Source organism: Paracoccus spongiarum, from assembly GCF_030732095.1.
In the GTDB taxonomy this organism is placed as follows: Bacteria; Pseudomonadota; Alphaproteobacteria; order Rhodobacterales; family Rhodobacteraceae; genus Paracoccus; species Paracoccus spongiarum.
The window spans coordinates 83,852-102,886 of sequence record NZ_JAVAMQ010000002.1; the positions used below are offsets into that span (position 1 = coordinate 83,852).

21 protein-coding genes are annotated in these 19,035 nt (G+C 69.1%); 6 read left to right on the plus strand and 15 right to left on the minus strand.

The genetic code is table 11. The features are described from left to right. Window positions 1–62: 62 nt before the first annotated feature. A complete protein-coding gene (locus tag Q5Y72_RS02445; RefSeq protein ID WP_305961828.1) occupies window positions 63–674 on the minus strand; it encodes a helix-turn-helix transcriptional regulator in 612 nt (203 codons plus the stop codon). Window positions 675–770: 96 nt separating this feature from the next. Here Q5Y72_RS02445 and Q5Y72_RS02450 point away from each other — a divergent pair, with 96 nt between their 5' ends. Next, complete coding sequence (locus Q5Y72_RS02450) at window positions 771–974, plus strand: hypothetical protein (protein ID WP_305961829.1); 204 nt, start codon at window positions 771–773, stop codon at window positions 972–974. Between the two features lie 42 nt (window positions 975–1,016). Here the strand turns inward: Q5Y72_RS02450 and rplQ are convergent, their stop codons facing one another. The 14 genes from rplQ to Q5Y72_RS02520 all read right to left on the minus strand — a co-directional run bounded on the left by rplQ (window position 1,017) and on the right by Q5Y72_RS02520 (window position 12,784). Further along, entirely contained in the window at window positions 1,017–1,442 is a 426-nt protein-coding gene (rplQ, locus tag Q5Y72_RS02455; RefSeq protein ID WP_305961830.1) for a 50S ribosomal protein L17, read from the minus strand. Between the two features lie 111 nt (window positions 1,443–1,553). Continuing rightward, the gene (locus tag Q5Y72_RS02460) at window positions 1,554–2,570 is read right to left on the minus strand and encodes a DNA-directed RNA polymerase subunit alpha (RefSeq protein WP_305961831.1); all 1,017 of its coding nucleotides are present in this window, start codon (window positions 2,568–2,570) and stop codon (window positions 1,554–1,556) included. A gap of 115 nt (window positions 2,571–2,685) precedes the next feature. After that, the gene (gene rpsK, locus Q5Y72_RS02465) at window positions 2,686–3,075 is read right to left on the minus strand and encodes a 30S ribosomal protein S11 (RefSeq protein ID WP_305961832.1); all 390 of its coding nucleotides are present in this window, start codon (window positions 3,073–3,075) and stop codon (window positions 2,686–2,688) included. Window positions 3,076–3,087: 12 nt separating this feature from the next. Continuing rightward, window positions 3,088–3,456, minus strand: a complete 369-nt coding sequence (gene rpsM, locus Q5Y72_RS02470; RefSeq protein WP_305961833.1) for a 30S ribosomal protein S13 — start codon at window positions 3,454–3,456, stop codon at window positions 3,088–3,090. Between the two features lie 206 nt (window positions 3,457–3,662). Beyond that, window positions 3,663–4,313 (minus strand): adenylate kinase, encoded by a 651-nt coding sequence (locus Q5Y72_RS02475; protein ID WP_305961834.1) that lies wholly within the window; start codon window positions 4,311–4,313, stop codon window positions 3,663–3,665. Between the two features lie 37 nt (window positions 4,314–4,350). Next, window positions 4,351–5,721 carry a preprotein translocase subunit SecY gene (gene secY / locus Q5Y72_RS02480; protein WP_305961835.1) on the minus strand — a complete coding sequence of 457 codons (1,371 nt, stop codon included), beginning with the start codon at window positions 5,719–5,721 and terminating at the stop codon, window positions 4,351–4,353. 109 nt (window positions 5,722–5,830) lie between these two features. Beyond that, entirely contained in the window at window positions 5,831–6,307 is a 477-nt protein-coding gene (gene rplO, locus Q5Y72_RS02485; RefSeq protein WP_305961836.1) for a 50S ribosomal protein L15, read from the minus strand. Window positions 6,308–6,486: 179 nt separating this feature from the next. Next, the gene (locus Q5Y72_RS02490; RefSeq protein ID WP_305961837.1) at window positions 6,487–6,879 is read right to left on the minus strand and encodes a hypothetical protein; all 393 of its coding nucleotides are present in this window, start codon (window positions 6,877–6,879) and stop codon (window positions 6,487–6,489) included. 58 nt (window positions 6,880–6,937) lie between these two features. Further along, window positions 6,938–7,111, minus strand: a complete 174-nt coding sequence (locus Q5Y72_RS02495; RefSeq protein ID WP_305961838.1) for a hypothetical protein — start codon at window positions 7,109–7,111, stop codon at window positions 6,938–6,940. Between the two features lie 275 nt (window positions 7,112–7,386). Then, window positions 7,387–7,770, minus strand: coding sequence for a D-ribose pyranase (gene rbsD / locus Q5Y72_RS02500; protein ID WP_305961839.1), 384 nt, complete (start codon window positions 7,768–7,770; stop codon window positions 7,387–7,389). Further along, a complete protein-coding gene (locus Q5Y72_RS02505) occupies window positions 7,767–8,951 on the minus strand; it encodes a dipeptidase (protein WP_305961840.1) in 1,185 nt (394 codons plus the stop codon). The genes rbsD and Q5Y72_RS02505 overlap by 4 nt, the downstream gene beginning before the upstream one ends. A gap of 46 nt (window positions 8,952–8,997) precedes the next feature. After that, complete coding sequence (locus Q5Y72_RS02510; protein ID WP_305961841.1) at window positions 8,998–10,815, minus strand: M3 family oligoendopeptidase; 1,818 nt, start codon at window positions 10,813–10,815, stop codon at window positions 8,998–9,000. A gap of 260 nt (window positions 10,816–11,075) precedes the next feature. After that, a complete protein-coding gene (aroB, locus tag Q5Y72_RS02515; RefSeq protein ID WP_305961842.1) occupies window positions 11,076–12,182 on the minus strand; it encodes a 3-dehydroquinate synthase in 1,107 nt (368 codons plus the stop codon). Beyond that, on the minus strand, window positions 12,179–12,784 hold the full coding sequence (locus Q5Y72_RS02520; protein ID WP_305961843.1) for a shikimate kinase: 606 nt from the start codon (window positions 12,782–12,784) through the stop codon (window positions 12,179–12,181). The genes aroB and Q5Y72_RS02520 overlap by 4 nt, the downstream gene beginning before the upstream one ends. 72 nt (window positions 12,785–12,856) lie before the next feature. Between Q5Y72_RS02520 and Q5Y72_RS02525 the strand changes: the two genes are divergently transcribed. From Q5Y72_RS02525 to tkt, 5 genes are all read left to right on the plus strand, one after another. Continuing rightward, window positions 12,857–13,024: a hypothetical protein gene (locus tag Q5Y72_RS02525; protein WP_305961844.1), complete on the plus strand. Its 168-nt coding sequence runs from the start codon at window positions 12,857–12,859 to the stop codon at window positions 13,022–13,024. Beyond that, window positions 13,017–14,531, plus strand: a complete 1,515-nt coding sequence (locus Q5Y72_RS02530; RefSeq protein ID WP_305961845.1) for a hypothetical protein — start codon at window positions 13,017–13,019, stop codon at window positions 14,529–14,531. The genes Q5Y72_RS02525 and Q5Y72_RS02530 overlap by 8 nt, the downstream gene beginning before the upstream one ends. After that, on the plus strand, window positions 14,531–15,508 hold the full coding sequence (locus tag Q5Y72_RS02535) for a tyrosine recombinase (protein WP_305961846.1): 978 nt from the start codon (window positions 14,531–14,533) through the stop codon (window positions 15,506–15,508). Before Q5Y72_RS02530 ends, Q5Y72_RS02535 begins: the two co-directional genes overlap by 1 nt. Window positions 15,509–15,513: 5 nt before the next feature. After that, window positions 15,514–16,839, plus strand: coding sequence for an HlyC/CorC family transporter (locus Q5Y72_RS02540; protein WP_305961847.1), 1,326 nt, complete (start codon window positions 15,514–15,516; stop codon window positions 16,837–16,839). 114 nt (window positions 16,840–16,953) lie between these two features. Beyond that, on the plus strand, window positions 16,954–18,978 hold the full coding sequence (tkt, locus tag Q5Y72_RS02545) for a transketolase (RefSeq protein WP_305961848.1): 2,025 nt from the start codon (window positions 16,954–16,956) through the stop codon (window positions 18,976–18,978). Window positions 18,979–19,035: the final 57 nt, after the last annotated feature.

Genomic DNA, 19,035 nt, shown 5'->3' on the forward strand with positions numbered 1-19,035 from the left:
GTAACGTACTCCTGGGGTGTGAGGGGACCCCCCACTGCCTCACGGTTCCCCTGGGCGAACGCCTACAGCAGACGGTATTCCTTGGCCCGCTGCAGCGCCTCGGCGGTCGTCTTGGCCTTCAGTCTTTCGCGGACCGAGATCAGACGTGCCTTGAACGCGCTTTCGGTAATGCCAAGTTTGGCTGCCGCCGCCGCGTGACGATCGCCCTCCGCGATGCAACGAAGGGCTTCTTTCTGAGCCTTTGTCAGACTCGCCGGCGGCTCCGTGATGTCATGGAGCCGTCGAACCGTTGTCGAGATCTCGCCGATCTCGTCATCCGAGAACTCGCGGTCATCGCGCGCGAAGCTGGCGATGGTGCGAGAGGTGATGGGTCCGTGCGACACCGTCAGTCCGAAGGTCAGGCCGTGGGCGGCCGCGTCCTTGAGGATGTTGAACGGGTCGGGGATGGGCAGGCTGGACCAACGGCACGCACCGGTCGTCGAGAAACCCCAAGCGATCGTCGGGTCCCTGAGCGCATAGCCGTTCTGCGAGTAGAATTCCGACCATTCCTCGGCATAGGTCTGAAACTGCATCAGCGGCGCCGCAAAGCGGATGTGCAGGCCCACGAAATAGCCCGACGGGGCAATCTTGCCCAGTTTCCGCAATCCGGCGTTTATGTCTGCGCGTGAGGACATGGCTTTTTAGACAAATTGCGATCGTTACCGTCAACGTTCAAAGTAAACATGGAGCAATATAGTTGCTAGTAAGTTAATTGTGCCGGAGTTTGCGAGATGACCAATTCGGACGAGCCGACGACGCTTCCAGACAAGATCCGCCAACAATTGCTGGACTTCCGGCAGGCTGGGCTGATTGACGCCGATGAAATGGATCAGGCCGCCGTGGCAGTTTTGCAGCGGCTTGCATGTCCCGCAATTCGCCATAACCCGTGGACCGGCAACAGAAACGCCCCGCCACTTGCGCAGCGGGGCCTGTGATTCGGCCTCATGCGCGGGGCCTGCGGCCCGCGCGCGACCCGGTCAGGCCTGATCTTCGGCGGTCGCCTCGGCCTCGAGGCGGGCGCGGTCGGCGGCACCCTTGGCCGAGGTGTCGCGGTCGACCAGTTCGATGATCGCCATCGGCGCCATGTCGCCATAGCGGAAACCGGCCTTCAGGACGCGGACGTAGCCGCCCTGGCGATCCTTGTAGCGGCCGCCCAGCTCGTCGAACAGCTTGGCAACATGCATGTCCTGCTTCAGCTGCGATGCGGCCTGGCGGCGGGCATGCAGATCGCCACGCTTGGCCAGCGTGATCAGCTTCTCGACGATCGGGCGCAGTTCCTTGGCCTTGGGCAGCGTCGTCTTGATCTGCTCGTGCTCGATCAGCGAGCCGGCCATGTTGGCGAACAGCGCCTTGCGGTGTTCGTGGGTACGGTTGAGGCGGCGATAGCCGCGAGCGTGACGCATGATGGTCTCCTACAGCGTTTTTGCTTTGTCCGGCGGCCCATGCGTGCGGGCCGCTCTCCTTGGGGCGGGATGCCCGGTCGTCGGCGGGGGGGGCGCCCCCCGCCGCAATCCTCAGAACTGATCGTCGAAGCGCTTGGCCAGATCCTCGATGTTCTCGGGCGGCCAGTCCACGACATCCATGCCCAGATGAAGGCCCATTCCCGACAGCACTTCCTTGATCTCGTTCAGGGATTTGCGCCCGAAATTCGGGGTCCGCAGCATCTCGGCCTCGGTCTTCTGGATCAGGTCGCCGATATAGACGATGTTGTCGTTCTTCAGGCAGTTGGCCGAACGCACCGACAGCTCCAGCTCGTCCACCTTCTTCAGCAGGCGCGGGTCGAATTCCAGCCCGTCCTCGGCATCCTGGCGGTTGGCCGATTCCGGCTCGTCGAAGTTCACGAACACCGACAGCTGGTCCTGCACGATGCGCGCGGCATAGGCCACCGCGTCCTCGGGCGTCAGCGAGCCGTCGGTCTCGATCTTCATGGTCAGCTTGTCATAGTCCAGCACCTGCCCCTCGCGGGTCGGCGTGACCTCATAGCTGACGCGCTTGACCGGCGAGAAGATCGCGTCGATCGGGATCAGCCCGATGGGCGCATCCTCGGGGCGGTTCTTGTCGGCGGCCACATAGCCCTTGCCGGTCGCCACGGTCAGTTCCATGCTGAGATCGGCGCCGTCGTCCAGATGGCAGATGACGTGATCGCGGTTCAGCACGGTGATGCCGGCGGTTTCCTGGATGTCGCCGGCCTTGACCTCGCCCGGTCCCTTGGCGGACAGGGTCAGGCGTTTCGGCCCCTCGACATCCATCTTCAGCGTGACGCCCTTGAGGTTCAGCACGATGTCGGTGACATCCTCGCGGACGCCGGCGACGCTGCTGAACTCGTGCAGCACGTTGTCGATCTGGACCGAGGTGATCGCGCCGCCCTGCAGCGACGACAGCAGCACCCGGCGCAGCGCATTGCCCAGCGTCAGGCCGAAGCCGCGCTCCAGCGGTTCGGCGATCAGCGTTGCGGTCCGCGTCGCGTCGGCGCCGGGCTTGACCAGCAGCTGCGTCGGCTTGATCAGTTCGGCCCAATTCTTGTGGATCATGGATGTGCCTCCATACTTGTTCCCGGCCCATGACCAAGGTCGGAAACGCCCGAGGTGAAATGCGAAAAGCCCGGACCGCGCGGGGACGCGCGATCCGGCGAGGAATGATCCAGGATCAGACGCGGCGACGCTTCGGGGGGCGGCAGCCGTTATGGGCAATGGGCGTCACGTCGCGGATGGCGGTGATGTTGAAGCCCGCAGCCGCCAGCGCGCGCAGCGCCGATTCACGACCCGAACCGGGGCCCTGAACTTCGACTTCCAGCGTCTTCACGCCATGTTCCTGCGCCTTGCGGCCCGCATCCTCGGCGGCCATCTGCGCGGCATAGGGGGTCGATTTCCGCGAGCCCTTGAAGCCCATGGTGCCGGCCGACGACCACGAGATGGCGTTGCCCTGCACGTCCGAGATGAGGATCTTGGTGTTGTTGAAGCTGGAATTCACATGCGCCACGCCCGTGGCGATGTTCTTGCGTTCCTTGCGCTTCATGCGCGTCTTGTCGCGTGCCATTGTCCGTCCCCCTTATTTCTTCTTGCCGGCGATCGGCTTCGCCGGGCCCTTGCGGGTGCGGGCATTGGTGTGGGTGCGCTGGCCGCGAACCGGCAGGCCGCGACGGTGACGCAGGCCGCGATACGAACCGAGGTCCATCATGCGCTTGACGTTCATCTGCACTTCGCGGCGCAGGTCGCCCTCGACGGTCAGGTTGCCGTCGATATATTCGCGGATCTGCAGCACCTCGGCGTCAGACAGGTCGTTCACGCGGCGGGCGCGGTCGATCCCAACGGCCTCGCAGATCTGTTCGGCGAACATCGAGCCGATGCCGTGGATATAGGTCAGGGCGATGGGGACACGTTTCCCCGTCGGAATATTGACGCCAGCAATACGAGCCACGCGTTTTCCTTCTCGGTTGCGGTTCCGTAGCGCCGGAACCTTTTTTCACAACGTAAGGCCCGAAAGCCATGCCTTCGGGCCGGATTATGGTCCACCCGGCCTGCGGGTGATTCTCTTGCGAGATGCCGTGGTCTAAGCGCAGACCCCGGCGCCGTCAAGGGCGGGCCCTGAAAACACTTGACAAGAGGCGGAAACGGCGTTCGGGCCTATTTGCCGTTCAGCGCCGCGGCGATCTGCGCGCCCACCTCGTCCATCGCGGCGAGGCCGTCGACGGGCGCGAGCTTGCCCTTGGCATAGTAGTAGCCGATCAGCGGCGAGGTCTTCTTGTAGTATTCCAGCAGCCGGGTTTTCAGGCTGTCCTCGTTGTCGTCGGCGCGGCGCCCGAGGTCGGTCGAGCCGCAGGCGTCGCAGACGCCGGGCTTCGCGGTGGGCTTGGTCTCGTCGTGATAGACCTCGCCGCAATTGCCGCAGGTGAAGCGTCCGGTGATCCGGCGCACCAGCGCCGCGTCATCGACCTGCATCTCGATCACCGCATCCAGCGTCATGCCGGTCTCGTCCAGCAGCGCGCCAAGCGCGTCGGCCTGCGCCAGCGTGCGCGGGAAGCCGTCGAAGATGAAGCCGTTGCCGCCTTCGGCCAGTTTTTCGCGGATCAGGCCGATGACGATCTCGTCGGTGACCAGCTCGCCCCGGTCCATCACCTCGGCGACGCGCCTGCCCATCTCGGTGCCCGAGCTGCGGGCGGCGCGCAGCATGTCGCCGGTGGACAGCTGCACCAGGCCCCGTTCTTCCTCCAGCTTGCGCGCCTGCGTCCCCTTGCCGGCGCCGGGAGGCCCCAGCAGAATGATGTTGATCGTCATGTAGCCTGTCCCCCTCGGCTGGCCTTTGCGGCCGGTCTCAGCGACGCGACGGCGCGCGGCGCGGTTTTGCGCTTCCCGTCTTGCGTTTACCACGCAGCTGGGATTTCTCAATCAACCCTTCGTATTGATGGGCCAGCAGGTGGCTTTGCACCTGGTTGATGGTGTCCATCGTCACCGACACGACGATCAGCACCGAGGTGCCGCCGAAATAGAACGGCACCGACCACTGGTTGCGCAGGATCTCGGGCAGAAGGCAGACCGCGGCCAGGTAGGCCGAGCCGATGACCAGCACCCGGTTGACGACGTAATCCAGGTATTCCTCGGTGCGCTTGCCCGGCCGGATGCCGGGGATGAAGCCGCCCTGGTTCTTCAGGTTGTCGGCCACCTCGTCGGATTTGAAGCTGACATTCTGCGTGTAGAAATAGGCGAAGAACACGATCATTGCCGTGAAGAACAGCAGGTACAGCGGCTGGCCCGGCCCGAAATAGGCGAGGATCGTGGACATGATCGGCCCGGTCTGGTTGCCCGAGAAAGTCGAGATGGTGATGGGCAGCAGCAGCAGCGAGCTTGCGAAGATCGCCGGGATGACGCCCGCGGGGTTGACCTTGATCGGCAGGTGCGAGGACTGGCCGTCATAGATCTTCATGCCGACCTGGCGCCGCGGATACTGGATGCGGATCTTGCGCAGCGCGCGTTCCATGAACACCACGAAGGCGATGACCGACACGACCATCACGATCACGCCCAGGATCACCGGCGTCGAGATCGCGCCCGACCGGCCCTGCGCGAAGAAATTGGCCAGCGCCGCCGGGATCTCGGCGACAATGCCCACGAAGATGATCAGACTGATGCCGTTGCCGATGCCGCGGGCGGTGATCTGCTCGCCCAGCCACATCAGGAACATCGTGCCGCCAACCAGGGTGATGACCACCGAGGCCTGGAAGAACAGGCCGGGATCATGCGCCAGCCCGCCGGCCTCAAGGCTTTTTGCCAGGCCGTAGGCCTGGAACAGCGCCAGCGCGACGGTGCCATAGCGGGTATACTGGTTGATCTTCTTGCGGCCCTGCTCGCCCTCTTTCTTCATCTGCTCCAGCGCGGGCACCATCGAGGTCATCAGCTGCACGATGATGGAGGCGCTGATGTAGGGCATGATGCCAAGGGCAAAGACGCCCATCCGGCCCAGCGCGCCGCCGGTGAACATCGACAGGATGCCGCCGATGCCCGACTGCGCCTGTTCCATGAAGTTGCGCAGCGCCGCCCCGTCGATGCCCGGCACCGGGATGTAGGTGCCGAGGCGATAGATGATCAGCAGGCCGATCGTGAACCAGATGCGCTGGCGAAGTTCCGTGGCCTTGCCGAACGCCCCCCAGGAGAGGTTCGCGGCCATCTGTTCTGCGGCTGACGCCATGTGTATCCGTCCCGTGTCATGACAGCGCCGCCGACCCCTTTTCCGGGGACCGGCGGCGCCAGGAAAACCTGTTGGCTATCTATGAGGCGCGCGCGCCCCGTTCAACAGCTTATTCGGCTGCCGCGGCCTTCGCCGGCAGGCTGACCTTGCCGCCCGCCTTCTCGACCGCCTCGACGGCGGCTTTCGATGCGCCGGTCACGGCGATGGTCAGCGCGGCCTTCAGCTCGCCCTTGGCCAGCAGGCGGATGCCGTCCAGCTTGCGGCGCACCAGCCCCGACGCCACCAGCGCGTCCTCGGTCAGTTCCGCCGCGCCGTCAATCTTGCCGGCGTCGATGAAGGTCTGGATCTGGCCCAGGTTCACGACGGCGAAGGATTTCGCGTTCGGCTTGGTGAAGCCGCGCTTCGGCAGGCGGCGATACAGCGGCATCTGGCCGCCCTCATAGCCGCCCAGAGCCACGCCCGAGCGCGATTTCTGGCCCTTGATGCCGCGGCCCGCGGTCTTGCCCTTGCCCGAACCGGGACCACGCGCGACGCGTTTCTTGGCGCGGTTGGCGCCGTCATTGTCGCGGATTTCATACAGTTTCATGTCGCTTCTCCTTGGCCGGACGCGCCCCCGAAGCGAAGATGGGCGGACACGGCATAACGGTTGCTGTCAGGTCGGCCCCCTGCGGGGCACGGCGCGCTGATAGCCAAGGCGGCGGTCCGGGTCAAGGGCGCGGCATCGGCGAGGTGATGCGGAAGGGCACCGGACGAGGCGCGACGCCCCTAGTCGGGCCGCAGCGGAATTTCGAGGCTGCAATGACTGCCCACGGCCATCGCGACCGAGATCGAGCCGTCGCGCGGCCCGGCACCGAACTGCGACAGGCCGGCCCCCTCGGCCTTCTGCGCCGCGTCCAGCGTGAAGAGGATACCCTCGCCGGCGCCGCGCGGCTTGGGGCTGGCCCGCCAGATGCGGGTCTGGCCCGGCAGGCGCAGCGCGCTGCGCGCGAAATCGCCGGCGGCGCACCAGTAATCGGGATCGTCGCGACCGGGCCGGAAGGCGACCTCGATGCGCTGCGGACCCGCCTCGCGCACCGTCATGCCGTTGCGCGACAGCCAGGCCGCGGCAGGGCCGGCCTGCGCGCTTGCAAGAACCAGCGCCGCCAGCGCCGCGGGCATCCGCCGGCGCGGCGATGCGGCGCTGCTGCCCGCCCGCGATGGTCGGCGCGGCGCCATCTCAGTGGCGGTGGCCCGGAAACCACATCCCCATCCAGGCGTCGATCCAGGCGCGCTGCCATTCCTGCATCATATGGCTCTGGCTGCGGCTCATTTCGGCCATGATCTGGCCGCGCGCGGCGCCGGTCATGCTGTTGGCGGCCGACAGCCAGGCGCTCATCCAGGGGTTTTTCATCATGCTCTCCTGCGGGTGGGGCGATCCGGGACAACGGCCCGCGGGGCGGGGCGGTTCCGGCCATGATCGGGCGCGGCGCGATGCCTTGCCGCCGCCACCAGCCTGGGCCCCGGCGCGGCACAATGCAAGCGCGGCGATAACGCTGGCCTGCAGGCACCGGGCTCGGGGCCGCGCCCGGGCTGGTGCCGGGCGCCGAGACGCGGGCCGTTCACGGGGCGGTCTGGCGTCGCGATCGCCATGCCCGCCATCTTGATCGGCGCAGGATGGGGCCCGTCTCAGAACGCGACGCCGGACCACAGGCAGATATTGGCGTAGGGCGTGCATTCGCCGGTCCGGACCACCGCGCGCGCAAGGCGCGTCGCCTGCTTGAAGTGGTGATGCGGCAGGGTCTCGACCGCGCCGATCTCGCGCTGCTGGAATTCCGCCGCCAGCGCTGCATCGATCTCGGCCGCCAGGGCGGCGCGTTCGACGACCAGTTCCGACAGCACCGCGTCCAGCACCGCGAACAGGCCGGGCACGCCGCGGCTGACGGCCAGATCGATGCAGCGCACCCCCGGCGGCACCGGCAGCCCGGCATCGCCGATCACCAGCAGGTCGCCATGCCCCATCGCCGCGATCAGGCCCGACAGTTCGGCATGCAGCAGCGGACCGCGCTTCACGGCTGTTCCACGGGCAGCACCTCGGCCAGATAGCGCATCATGTTGCCTCCCATCACCTTGGCGATCCGGTCCTCGTCCAGACCGGCATCCATCAGCGCCTGCGTCAACGCCGCCATGTTCGCGGCATCGAAGGGCGCATCGACCGAGCCATCGTAGTCCGACCCCAGCGAGACGTGATCCTCGCCCACCACTGCGATCGCGGCGCGGATCGCCCCGGCGATGTCGGCGGGTGTCTCGCCGCAGACCACATCCGACCAGAAGCCGATGCCGATCACCCCGCCCTTCTCCGCGATCTGGCGCAGCAGCCCGTCCTCGAGGTTGCGCGGGCTGTCGCAATGGCTGCGGATCCCGGTATGCGACAGGATCGGCCGGGCGCCGTCGATGGCCAGCACGTCGCGCACCATCTGGGGCGAGGCATGGGCCAGATCGATGACCATGCCGCGCGCGATCATGCGGTCGACCACCTGCCGGCCGAACCCTGACAGGCCCGAGCCGGTGCCGCCCTCGCCATGCAGGCTGCCGCCCAGTTCGTTGTCGAAGAAATGCGTAAGCCCCAGCAGCCTGAAGCCGGCCTCGTGGAGGACGTCCAGATTGGCCAGATCGCCCTCCAGCGGATGCGCCCCTTCGGACCCGAGGATCGCCCCCAGCACCGCCTGCCCGCCGGCCCGGTCCTGAAGCAGCCGTTCCAGATCGTCGCGGGTGCGGATCAGCCGCAGGCTGCCGGACGAACGCGCGGCCATGTCGCGCAGCGCCGTGGCCTGCACCAGAGCGCGCTCGCGCAGCGAAAACCACGACTCCACGGGGCGCAGCTGGCCGATGAACAGGGGCGTGATGTTGTCGGGGGCCCCGGCGCTGTTCTGGTCGTAATTCTGCCCGCGCGGGCTTTTCGTCACGGTGGTGAAGACCTGCACCGCGACATTGCCTTCCAGCAGGCGCGGAATGTCGGTGTGGCCGCGATTGCCCCGTTCCAGCAGGTCGCGGTCCCACAGCAGCGGGTCGGCATGCCAGTCGCCGATCACCAGCCGGCGGTGCAGCGCCTCGGCCTCGGCCGAGACCGGCCAGCCCTCCTCGGGCATCCGCAGCGGGTTCAGCGCGCGTTCGACCTGCCCCGGTGCCAGCACGAAAAAGGCCGCGGCGGCGCCGACGAGGACGATCGCGAGAACAAGCAGGATCCGTCGCATCCTTCACCCCATCCTTCTTGGCGCAGCGCGGGCCCGCGCCGGCCCGTCAGTCCTCCAGCGCCTCGATCTGGTCGATCAGTCCCTCGATCATCGACAGCCCCTTGTCCCAGAAGGCCGGGTCCGAGGCATCCAGCCCGAAGGGCGCCAGCAATTCGCGGTGATGGCGCGATCCGCCCGCCGACAGCAGGTCGAAATACTTCTGCTGAAAGTCGGGCAGGCCGTCCTCATAGGCGGCATACAGCGCGTTCACCAGCCCGTCCCCGAAGGCATAGGCATAGACGTAGAAGGGCGAATGGACGAAATGCGGCACATAGGTCCAGAACGTCTCGTAGCCGGGCATGAAGTCGAAGACCGGCCCAAGGCTTTCGGCCTGCACGCTCATCCACAGCGCGTTGATGTCGTCGGGGGTCAGCTCGCCCTCGGCGCGGGCCGCATGCAGCCGGCATTCGAAATCATAGAACGCGATCTGGCGGACGACAGTATTGATCATGTCCTCGACCTTGCCGGCCAGCAGGGCTTTTTTCTGCGCCGGATCGGTGGTCGCGGCCAGCAGCGCGCGGAAGGTCAGCATCTCGCCGAAGACGCTGGCGGTCTCGGCCAGGGTCAGCGGCGTCGAGGCCAGCAGCTCGCCCTGCCCCGCCGCCAGCCGCTGATGCACGCCGTGGCCCAGCTCGTGCGCCAGGGTCATCACGTCGCGCGGCTTGCCGAGATAATTCAGCAGCACATAGGGATGCACGGTTGTGACGGTCGGATGGGCGAAGGCGCCGGGCGCCTTGCCGGGCGTCACCGCGGCGTCGATCCAGCCCTTCTCGAAGAAGGGTTCTGCCAGTTCGGCCAGCCGCGGCGAGAAGCCGGCATAGGCGTCCATCACGGTGGCCCGCGCCTCGTCCCAGCCGATCATCCGCGGCGTCTCGGTGGGCAGGGGCGCGTTGCGGTCCCAGACCTGCAGGCGCTCGAGGCCCAGCCATTTCGCCTTCATCGCGTAGTAGCGGTGCGACAGCCGCGGATAGGCCGCGGTGACGGCATCGCGCAGCGCGGCTACCACCTCGGGCTCGACATGGTTCGACAGGTGCCGCGCATGCTGCGGCGAGGGCATCTTGCGCCACTTGTCCTCGATGGCCTTTTCCTTGGCCAGCGTGTTGTGGATGCGCGCGAACAGCTTGACATTGCGGCCGAACACCTCGGCCAGCGCGCGGGCGCCCGCCTCGCGCCGCGACCGGTCGTGATCGGTCAGAAGGTTCAGCGTCGCCTCAAGGCCCAGCAGCTCGTCCCCGACCCGGAATTCCAGCGCGGCGGCGGTCTCGTCGAACAGCCGGTTCCAGGCGGCGGCGCCGACCACCGAATTGTCGTGCAGGAACTGCTCCAGCTCGTCCGACAGCTGGTGGGGCCGCATCGCGCGCATCCGGTCGAAGACGGGCTTGTAGCGGGCCGGCCCGTCCGCCGCCGCGAAGGTGGCCTGGTAGTCTGCCTCGGGGATGCGGTTGAACTCGAGGCCGAAGAAGACCAGCGCGGTGGTCATGTCGGTGATCCGCGCCTGCAGGTCGCCCATCATCTTGCTGCGCGCGGGGTCGGTGGTGTTCTGGTAATAGCGCAGCCCGGCATAGGACATGATGCGCCCGGCGGTGATGTCGATGCGCTGGTAATCCTCGATGCAGGCCAGCATCGCGGCGGGCCCCAGCTCCGCCAGCCTGCCTTGATAGCGCGCCGCGAAATCGGTCGTGGCAGCCGCCAGCCACTCGAGGTCCGCGGCCAGTTCGGGCGCGTCCGGGGCGGCATAGAGGTCGCTCAGGTCCCATTCGGGGAGGCTGCCGAAGGGGCGGTCCTTCGCGGGCTCGGCGGCATCGAAACGGGGCTGTGACGGCATGGCTGTTCCTCTGTTCTGCGCCCTAGATGTGGACCGGACCTGCACGGACTGCAACCCCGCACCCGGCGTCACGCGCAAGCCGTCGGCCGGACGGTCGGGTGGCGCAGCCACCCCGCGCCGCGCCCCCCTCGACGGGGGGCGGGGCGCGCCCCGGGCCGGGACGGACCCCCTGTACGGTCGGCATCCCCCAGCCGCAGTCACGGCCTTCGCCTCACATCGTGGCCGCGGATCGCAGCCCCGAACCCGCGCCCGGCGCCGCCTCAGCGGGCATCGCGCAACACCTCGGCCAGCAGCCCGGCCGGCACGTCGTCGCGGATCTCCGCCGCGCCGATCCCGCGCGCCAGCACAAAGCGCAGCCGTCCGTCCTGCACCTTCTTGTCCTGCCCCATCAGCGCGATCAGCGCCGCCTCGTCGGGCAGATCGCCGGCGATCTCGGACAGCCGCGCGGGCATCCCCATCCGCCGCAGATGCGCCAGCACCCGCGACGGCGCCTCCTGGCTGCACAGGCCCATCCGCGCCGACAGGTCGAACGCCAGCGCACAGCCGATCGCCACCCCCTCGCCATGCAGCAGGCGGTCGGAATAGCCGGTCGCGGCCTCCAGCGCATGGCCGAAGGTGTGGCCCAGGTTCAGCAGGGCGCGCTCGCCCTGCTCGGTCTCGTCACGCACCACGATGGCGGCCTTCATCGCGACCGAATGGGCCACCGCCTGCTGGCGCAGCGCCGGATCGTCGCGCAGGCGCGGCGCGTTTTCCTCGAGCCAGTCGAAGAAGCCCGCATCGCCCAGCAACCCGTATTTCGCCACCTCGCCATAACCGGCCAGGAAATCGCGCGGCGCCAGCGTCTCCAGCGCCGCGATGTCGGCCAGAACCAGCGCGGGCTGGTGAAAGGCGCCGATCAGGTTCTTGCCATGCGGGCTGTTGATGCCGGTCTTGCCGCCGACGCTGCTGTCCACCTGGGCCAGCAGCGTGGTCGGAACCTGCACGAAACGCACCCCGCGCCGCAGGATCGCCGCGGCGAAGCCGACCAGATCGCCGATCACCCCGCCGCCCAGCGCCAGGACCACGTCGCGCCGCTCGATCCGCTGCGCCAGCAGCCATTCGACACATTCGGTCAGATGCGCCCAGCCCTTGGTGGCCTCGCCGGCCGGCAGCACCAGGGCCTCCGCCTCGATCCCCGCGCGGGCCAGCGCGGCACGCAGCGGCGGCAGATGCAGCGGGGCCACCCTGCTGTCGGTGACGATCGCCACGCGCGGCCGCGCCAGCAACGGCGCGATCTCGGCCCCGGCCCGGTCGATCAGCCCGACGCCGATGCGGACATCATAGGCGCGGGCACCCAGGGGGACGTGAACGGTGACGGGATCGGTCATTTCGGCTCCAGGATCTGGGGATCGGCGGCGCGGATTTCCTCGATCAGCCGCGTCGCGGCGGCCTCGACCGAATCCGCGGGTCGCGCGTCGAAGGTCAGTTCGGCCTCGGCATAGACCGGATAGCGCTGCGCGATCAGTGCCGCCAGCGTGCCCTTGGGATCGGCGGTCTTCAGCAGCGGCCGGGTGCTGCGCTGGCGGACCCGGTGCCACAGCGTCTCGAGGTCGCATTTCAGCCAGACCGACAGGCCGTGCCGCCGGATCAGGTCGCGGTTCTCGCCGCGCATCCAGGCCCCGCCGCCGGTCGAGACGATGCCCGGCGCGCCGGCCAGGATCCGGCCCAGCACCTGCGTCTCGCGGTCGCGAAAGAAGCTTTCGCCGTCGCGGGCAAAGATCTCGCTGATGCTCATCGCGGCAGCGGTCTCGATCTCGGCATCGGAATCGGTATAGGGCACGCGCAGGCGCCGGGCCATCTCGGTCCCGATCGCGGTCTTGCCCGCACCCATCATGCCGATCAGCACGATCTGCCGTCCCAGACGCTGCCTCATCGCCCCCGCCCCGTTTCGCCGCGTGACTGAATGGCGTGATCTTTCGGAAATTGCCATATATATTCGGCCGCAACCGGTGCCCGAAGCATCGGAATCAACGTGAACGCAGGTCGAGCGAGGCGAAAATCGATGCGGGTCTTGAAGCTTCTGGTGGTGCTGGTCCTGGCGGCTGTCGTCGGTCTGGCGGGCTATGCCTATCTCGGCGACATGGAGCCAAGCCGGCAGGAAGTCCGCAGCCCCGTGGCGGGCGCCGGCGGGACTGCCGGCGGAACCGGCAGCGAGGCCGGCAGTGACTGATCCTTCCCGACGCCGGCCGCGTCGAACGGGGCTGCCGGCTGCATTCCCGGCCATCGCTCTCGCGCTGGCGGGCCTTGTTGTCGCCGGCCTGCCCGCCCCGGCCCCCGCCCAGACGCGCGAGCCGCTGTCGGCCAGCGACTGGCTGTCGGGCAGCGTGCGGGGGCCTCAGCGCGAAAGCTCGGCCTGGCGACCGGGCCAGCGGCCGCCGCAGCGCGACGCGGGGCCGAAACCCGTGGCCGCCAGCGGCGCGGTGGGCGCTGTGCAGGTCTCGCGCCTCGACGGCAGCAACCCCGATGCGACCGGCACGCTGACCGCGCGCAAGGCCGGGCTTGCCCCGGGGCTCTGGCAGGGCAGCGATGCCGGGGATCTTGCCCGGCAGATCCTGACCACGCCCGCGCGGCTGCCGGCGATGAATGCGCTGATGCGCCGGCTGCTGAGCGCGCAGCTTGCCCCGCCGGCCAGCGGCCGCAGCGGGCAACTGTTCCTGGCGCGCGCCGACCGCCTGCTGGACATGGGCGCGCTGGATCAGGCGCAGGCGCTGCTGCTGGCGGCCGGGCCGGGCGACCCCGAGGTGTTCCGCAGGCTGTTCGACATCGCCCTGCTGCAGGGCGACGAGGGCAGGGCCTGCCGGATCATGGACGGCACCCCCGGCGTCGCGCCCAGCTTTTCCGCCCGCATCTTCTGCCTCGCGCAGACCGGCGACTGGGCTGCGGCCGCGATCAGCCTGCAAGGTGCCGAGGCGCTTGGCCTGATCGAGGCCCGGCAGGCGGTGCTGCTGACGCATTTCCTGGACGATGCCTTCGTGGACGACCCCGGGGCGCTGGCGCCGCCTGACCGGATCACCCCGCTGGAGTTCCGCATCCACGAGGCGATCGGCCAGCCGCTGCCGACCACCGGTCTGCCGCTCGCCTTCGCGCAGTCCGACCTGCGGCTGAACAATGGCTGGAAGGCACGGCTGGAGGCGGCCGAGCGCCTGGCCCGTGCCGGGGCGATTCCGCCCGCCACCCTGCGCCAGATCTACGCCGAGCAGAAGCCGGCCGCCTCGGGCGGGGTCTGGGAACGCGCGGGCGCGATGCGCACCATGGAGGCGGCGATCGCATCGGGCGGGACACTGGCCGCCCTGCCCCGCGCCTTCGACGAGTTCCGCCGCGCCGGCATGGCCGATGTGCTGGCCGGGATGGTGGCGGCCGACCTGCCCGAGCCGGACCCCGCCGAGGACGGCGAGGCCGCGACCATTGCGGGCTGGCTGCGCCAGTGGCAGGGCCTGCCCGTGCCCGCACCCGTGGCGATCCTGCCCGAGCTTGGGGCCGAGGCGCCGCCCGTGCCCGACAGCCGGCAGGGCGAGTCGCTGCTGGCCGCGATGGCCGATGTCGATGCCGGGATCGAGGGCGACCTGCCCCGCGCCGCGCGCGGGCTGGCGATGCTGCGCGCGCTTGGCCTCGAGGGCGATGCCGCGCTGGCAGCGGCCCAGCTGTCGCTGCTGCCCGCGATGGGCGATGCGCGCTGATGCCACGGGGCGATCACGGCGCCATTTCGGCCTTTCTCGACGCGCAGGCAGCCGAGGCGGGCGCGGCGCGCAACACCCTGCTGGCCTATGGCCGCGATCTTCGCGACCTGTCGGACTGGCTGGCGCGGCGCGGCGCGGCGCTGTCGGACCTGACCCGCGCGGTGATCGAGGATTATCTCGCCCATTGCGACGCGCAGGGGCTGGCGCGCGCCACGCGCGCGCGGCGGCTCTCCTCGATCCGCCAGTTCAGCCGCTTTGCCCTGGACGAGGGCTGGCGCGCGGACGACCCGGCACTGCGCATCGCCGGCCCCGGACGCGCGCTGCGGCTGCCGCGAACGCTGGGCCGCGACGAGGTCGAGGCGATGCTGGCCGCCGCCCCCCGTGTCGGGCGCGGGCCGGCTGACCGGGCGCGCAACCTGTGCATGATCGAACTGCTTTACGCGACCGGGATGCGGGCCAGCGAACTGGTCGCGCTGCCGGTCGGCGCCTGCCGGGGCGATCCGCAGATGCTGCTGATCCGCGGCAAGGGCGACAAGGACCGCATGGTGCCGCTGACCCCGCCCGCCCGCCGTGCGCTGCACGCATGGCTGTCCCATCGCGACGCCCCCCCCGAGGACAGCCCGCTTGCGCGGCTGATCGCCGGCAAGGGCGCGCGCTGGCTGTTTCCCGCCACCGGGGCGGCCGGGCACCTGCCCCGCCAGACCCTTGGCCGGCTTCTGAACGAGATCGCGGTCGCGGCCGGGCTTGACCCGCGGCGCGTGACCCCTCATGTGATCCGCCATGCCTTCGCGACCCATCTGCTTGACGGCGGCGCCGACCTGCGCAGCATCCAGACGCTGCTGGGCCATGCCGACCTGGGCACCACGGAAATCTACACGCATGTCCTGGACCAGCGCATGCGCGACCTGGTGCTGAACCATCACCCCCTTGCCCGCCCGACCCCCGAGTCGGCACGCAGGGGCCGCAACGACCGATAAGGACCATGGACGACCCTTCGACGATGTTCGACGCCGCCTTCTGGATGACCTGCGGGGCCATCCTGCTGCTGCTGATGATGTCCGGCTTCTTCTCGGGCTCGGAAACCGCGCTGACGGCCTCGAGCCGGGCCAAGCTGCGGGCCCGCGCCGACCGCGGCGATCCGGGCGCCGAGGCCGCCCTGAAGGTCACCGAGGACAGCGAACGGCTTATCGGCGCGATCCTGCTGGGCAACAATGTCGTCAACATCCTGTCGGCCAGCCTCGCCACGGCGCTGTTCACCCGGCTGCTGGGATCGGGGGGCGTGGCGCTGGCGACGCTGGTGATGACGGTGCTGGTGCTGATCTTTTCCGAGGTGATGCCCAAGACCTATGCGATCTCGTCGCCCGAGACGGTGGCCAGCCGGGTCGCGCGGCCGATCCGCTGGGTGACGCTGATCCTGTCGCCGATCGTCGCGGTGGTGCGGCTGATCGTGCGCGGCATGCTGGGCCTCTTCGGGTTGAAGACCGACCCCGCCTCGAACATGTTCTCGGTCCACGAGGAAATCGCCGGCGCGCTGTCGATCGGCCACGCCTCGGGGGCGGTGCTGAAGGAGGATCGCGACCGCCTGCTGGGCGCGCTGGACCTGGGCAACCGCACCGTCGAGGAGATCATGCGCCACCGCTCGGAGATCGAGATGATCGACGCGGCCCTGCCCGCGACCGACATCCTCGACCGGGTGCTGGCCAGCGCCCATACGCGCCTTCCGGTCTATCGGGAGGAACGCGAGAACGTCGTCGGCGTGGTCCATGCCAAGGACCTGCTGCGCGCCGTCAACAAGGCCGTCCGCGAGGGCGCCGAGGCCGACGGGCTGCGCAACTTCGACATCATGGCCGTGGCGATGAAGCCCTATTTCGTGCCCGACACCACGGCGCTGGACGAACAGATGCGCGAATTCCTCAAGCGCCGGACGCATTTCGCGCTGGTGGTGGACGAATATGGCAGCCTGCGCGGCCTGATCACGCTGGAAGACATCCTCGAGGAGATCGTGGGCGAGATCACCGACGAACATGACGCCGATGACGACCAGACGCTGACCCCGAACGCGCAGGGCGACTATACGGTCGAGGGTGGCATGACGATCCGCGACCTGAACCGGCAACTCGACTGGACGCTGCCCGATGACGAGGCCAATACCGTCGCCGGGCTGGTCATCCACATGGCTCAGTCGATCCCCGACCAGGGACAGGTATTCTCGTTCCACGGTTATCGCTTCGAGGTCGTGACCCGCCGCGAGAACCGCATCACCCGGCTGCGCGTCCGCCCCCTGCAGCCGGTCCGGCCCGAGGACTGAGGCAGGCTGCCCGCCCCGCGCGGCGCCCGGCCTGCCCGTCCCGGCCCGCGCGCTTGCAACCGGCCGGCATCGCCCCTAACCATCGGCACTGCATCCCGAACCCAAGGAGCCGCCATGGACATCGACGCCCGCCGCAAGGCCGACCCCGCGCATTGGCGGCTGGCCACCGCCATCCGGGTGCTGGCGATGGATGCGGTCGAGGCCGCGAATTCGGGGCATCCCGGGATGCCGATGGGCATGGCCGACGTGGCCACGGTCCTGTTCCGCAAGCACCTGAAATTCGACGCCTCGGCGCCGCAGTGGTTCGATCGCGACCGCTTCGTGCTGTCGGCCGGGCATGGCTCGATGCTGCTTTATGCGCTGCTGCACCTGACCGGCTACCGGCAGATGACGATGCAGCAGATCCGCAATTTCCGTAAGCTGGGCCACATCACCGCAGGCCATCCCGAATACGGCCATGTCGAGGGCGTCGAGACGACCACCGGCCCCCTGGGTCAGGGGATTGCCACGGCGGTGGGCATGGCAATGGCCGAGGCCGCCATGCGCGCCGAATTTGGCGAGGAGCTGTGCGATCATCGCACTTGGGTCATCGCCGGCGATGGCTGCCTGATGGAGGGCATCAGCCAGGAGGCCATCGGCCTGGCCGGCGCGCAGGGGCTGGGCCGGCTGATCGTGCTGTGGGACAACAACGACATCACCATCGACGGCCGGGTCGGTCTGTCGGATCGCACCGACCAGCGCGCCCGCTTCGAGGCATCGGGCTGGCGCGTGCTGGCCTGCGACGGCCACGACGCCGCGCAGATCGACCGTGCGCTGCGCGAGGCGAGCGAGGATGACGGCCGCCCGGTGCTGATCGATTGCAAGACCATCATCGGCTTCGGCGCCCCGACCCGGTCCGACAGCGCCAAGGCGCATGGCTCGCCGCTGGGCGCCGACGAGATCGCCGGCGCGCGCAGGGCCTATGGCTGGGACGCCCCCGCCTTCGAGATCCCCGAGGACATCGCCGCCGACTGGCGCGCGATCGGCGCGCGGGCCGCCGCAACGCACAAGGCGTGGCAGGATCGCGTCGACGCGCTGGCCACCGACAGCGGCAGAGAGTTCGCCCGCCGCATCGCGAATGGGCCGAATCCGCATCTGGACCCGGCGATCGTCGCCCTGAAGGCGCAGTCCTCCGAGGCGCTGCCGAAGGTCGCGACCCGCAAGGCCAGCGAGACCGTGCTGGAGGCGCTGAACCCGCAGATGCCCGAGAATTTCGGCGGCTCGGCCGATCTGACAGGCTCGAACAACACCCGCACGGGCGGCATGTCCCCCTTCACCGCCGCGAACCGGCTGGGCCGATACGTCCATTACGGCATCCGCGAGCACGGCATGGCCGCCGCCATGAACGGGATCTGGCTGCATGGCGGCTTTCGCCCCTATGGCGGCACCTTCCTGACCTTCACCGATTACGCCCGCGGCGCGATCCGGCTGTCGGCGCTGATGGGGCTGCCGGTGGTCTATGTGATGACCCATGACAGCATCGGGCTGGGCGAGGACGGCCCGACCCATCAGCCGGTCGAGCATCTGGCGATCTGCCGGGCCACGCCCAACCTGCTGACCCTGCGCCCCTGCGACCAGGTCGAGACCGCCGAGGCCTGGCAGATCGCCCTGTCGCAGACCGACCGGCCCGCGGTGCTGGCGCTGTCGCGGCAGAATCTGCCGACGCTCCGCCACACCCACCAGGACGAGAACCTGTCGGCGCGCGGCGGCTATGTGCTGCGCGAGGCGGCCGGCGGCACCCCCGCGGTGGTGCTGATGGCCACCGGCTCCGAGGTCGAGATCGCGATCGCCGCGCGCGACGTGCTGGAGGCCGAGGACATTCCGACCCGCGTCGTCTCTGTCCCCTCGATGGAACTGTTCCGCGCCCAGCCCGCCGACTGGCGGCGGCAGGTGCTGGCCGAGGGCAGCGTGCGCATCGCCATCGAGGCGGCGGTCCGCCAGCCTTGGGACTGGCTGCTGCTGGGCGCGGGCGGGTGCGAGGAACGATCCGCGTTCATCGGCATGACCGGCTTTGGCGCCTCGGGCCCCGCGCCCGACCTCTATCGCGAATTCGGCATCACCGCCGAGGCCGTGGTCGCCCGCGCCAAAGCCCTGCTGTGAGCCGGCCCCCTCCCCGCGTCCCGCCCCGCTTGCGGGCCCGCGCCCGGCGCGGCGCCT

Bases quoted from the DNA above. Each gene is read 5' to 3' on its own strand.
- Q5Y72_RS02445 (WP_305961828.1), bottom strand. From the start codon at position 674: ATGTCCTCACGCGCAGACATAAACGCCGGATTGCGGAAACTGGGCAAG.
- Q5Y72_RS02450 (WP_305961829.1), top strand. From the start codon at position 771: ATGACCAATTCGGACGAGCCGACGACGCTTCCAGACAAGATCCGCCAA.
- rplQ (WP_305961830.1), bottom strand. From the start codon at position 1,442: ATGCGTCACGCTCGCGGCTATCGCCGCCTCAACCGTACCCACGAACAC.
- Q5Y72_RS02460 (WP_305961831.1), bottom strand. From the start codon at position 2,570: ATGATCCACAAGAATTGGGCCGAACTGATCAAGCCGACGCAGCTGCTG.
- rpsK (WP_305961832.1), bottom strand. From the start codon at position 3,075: ATGGCACGCGACAAGACGCGCATGAAGCGCAAGGAACGCAAGAACATC.
- Q5Y72_RS02475 (WP_305961834.1), bottom strand. From the start codon at position 4,313: ATGACGATCAACATCATTCTGCTGGGGCCTCCCGGCGCCGGCAAGGGG.
- secY (WP_305961835.1), bottom strand. From the start codon at position 5,721: ATGGCGTCAGCCGCAGAACAGATGGCCGCGAACCTCTCCTGGGGGGCG.
- rplO (WP_305961836.1), bottom strand. From the start codon at position 6,307: ATGAAACTGTATGAAATCCGCGACAATGACGGCGCCAACCGCGCCAAG.
- Q5Y72_RS02490 (WP_305961837.1), bottom strand. From the start codon at position 6,879: ATGCCCGCGGCGCTGGCGGCGCTGGTTCTTGCAAGCGCGCAGGCCGGC.
- Q5Y72_RS02495 (WP_305961838.1), bottom strand. From the start codon at position 7,111: ATGAAAAACCCCTGGATGAGCGCCTGGCTGTCGGCCGCCAACAGCATG.
- Q5Y72_RS02505 (WP_305961840.1), bottom strand. From the start codon at position 8,951: ATGCGACGGATCCTGCTTGTTCTCGCGATCGTCCTCGTCGGCGCCGCC.
- Q5Y72_RS02510 (WP_305961841.1), bottom strand. From the start codon at position 10,815: ATGCCGTCACAGCCCCGTTTCGATGCCGCCGAGCCCGCGAAGGACCGC.
- aroB (WP_305961842.1), bottom strand. From the start codon at position 12,182: ATGACCGATCCCGTCACCGTTCACGTCCCCCTGGGTGCCCGCGCCTAT.
- Q5Y72_RS02520 (WP_305961843.1), bottom strand. From the start codon at position 12,784: ATGGCAATTTCCGAAAGATCACGCCATTCAGTCACGCGGCGAAACGGG.
- Q5Y72_RS02525 (WP_305961844.1), top strand. From the start codon at position 12,857: ATGCGGGTCTTGAAGCTTCTGGTGGTGCTGGTCCTGGCGGCTGTCGTC.
- Q5Y72_RS02535 (WP_305961846.1), top strand. From the start codon at position 14,531: ATGCCACGGGGCGATCACGGCGCCATTTCGGCCTTTCTCGACGCGCAG.
- Q5Y72_RS02540 (WP_305961847.1), top strand. From the start codon at position 15,514: ATGGACGACCCTTCGACGATGTTCGACGCCGCCTTCTGGATGACCTGC.
- tkt (WP_305961848.1), top strand. From the start codon at position 16,954: ATGGACATCGACGCCCGCCGCAAGGCCGACCCCGCGCATTGGCGGCTG.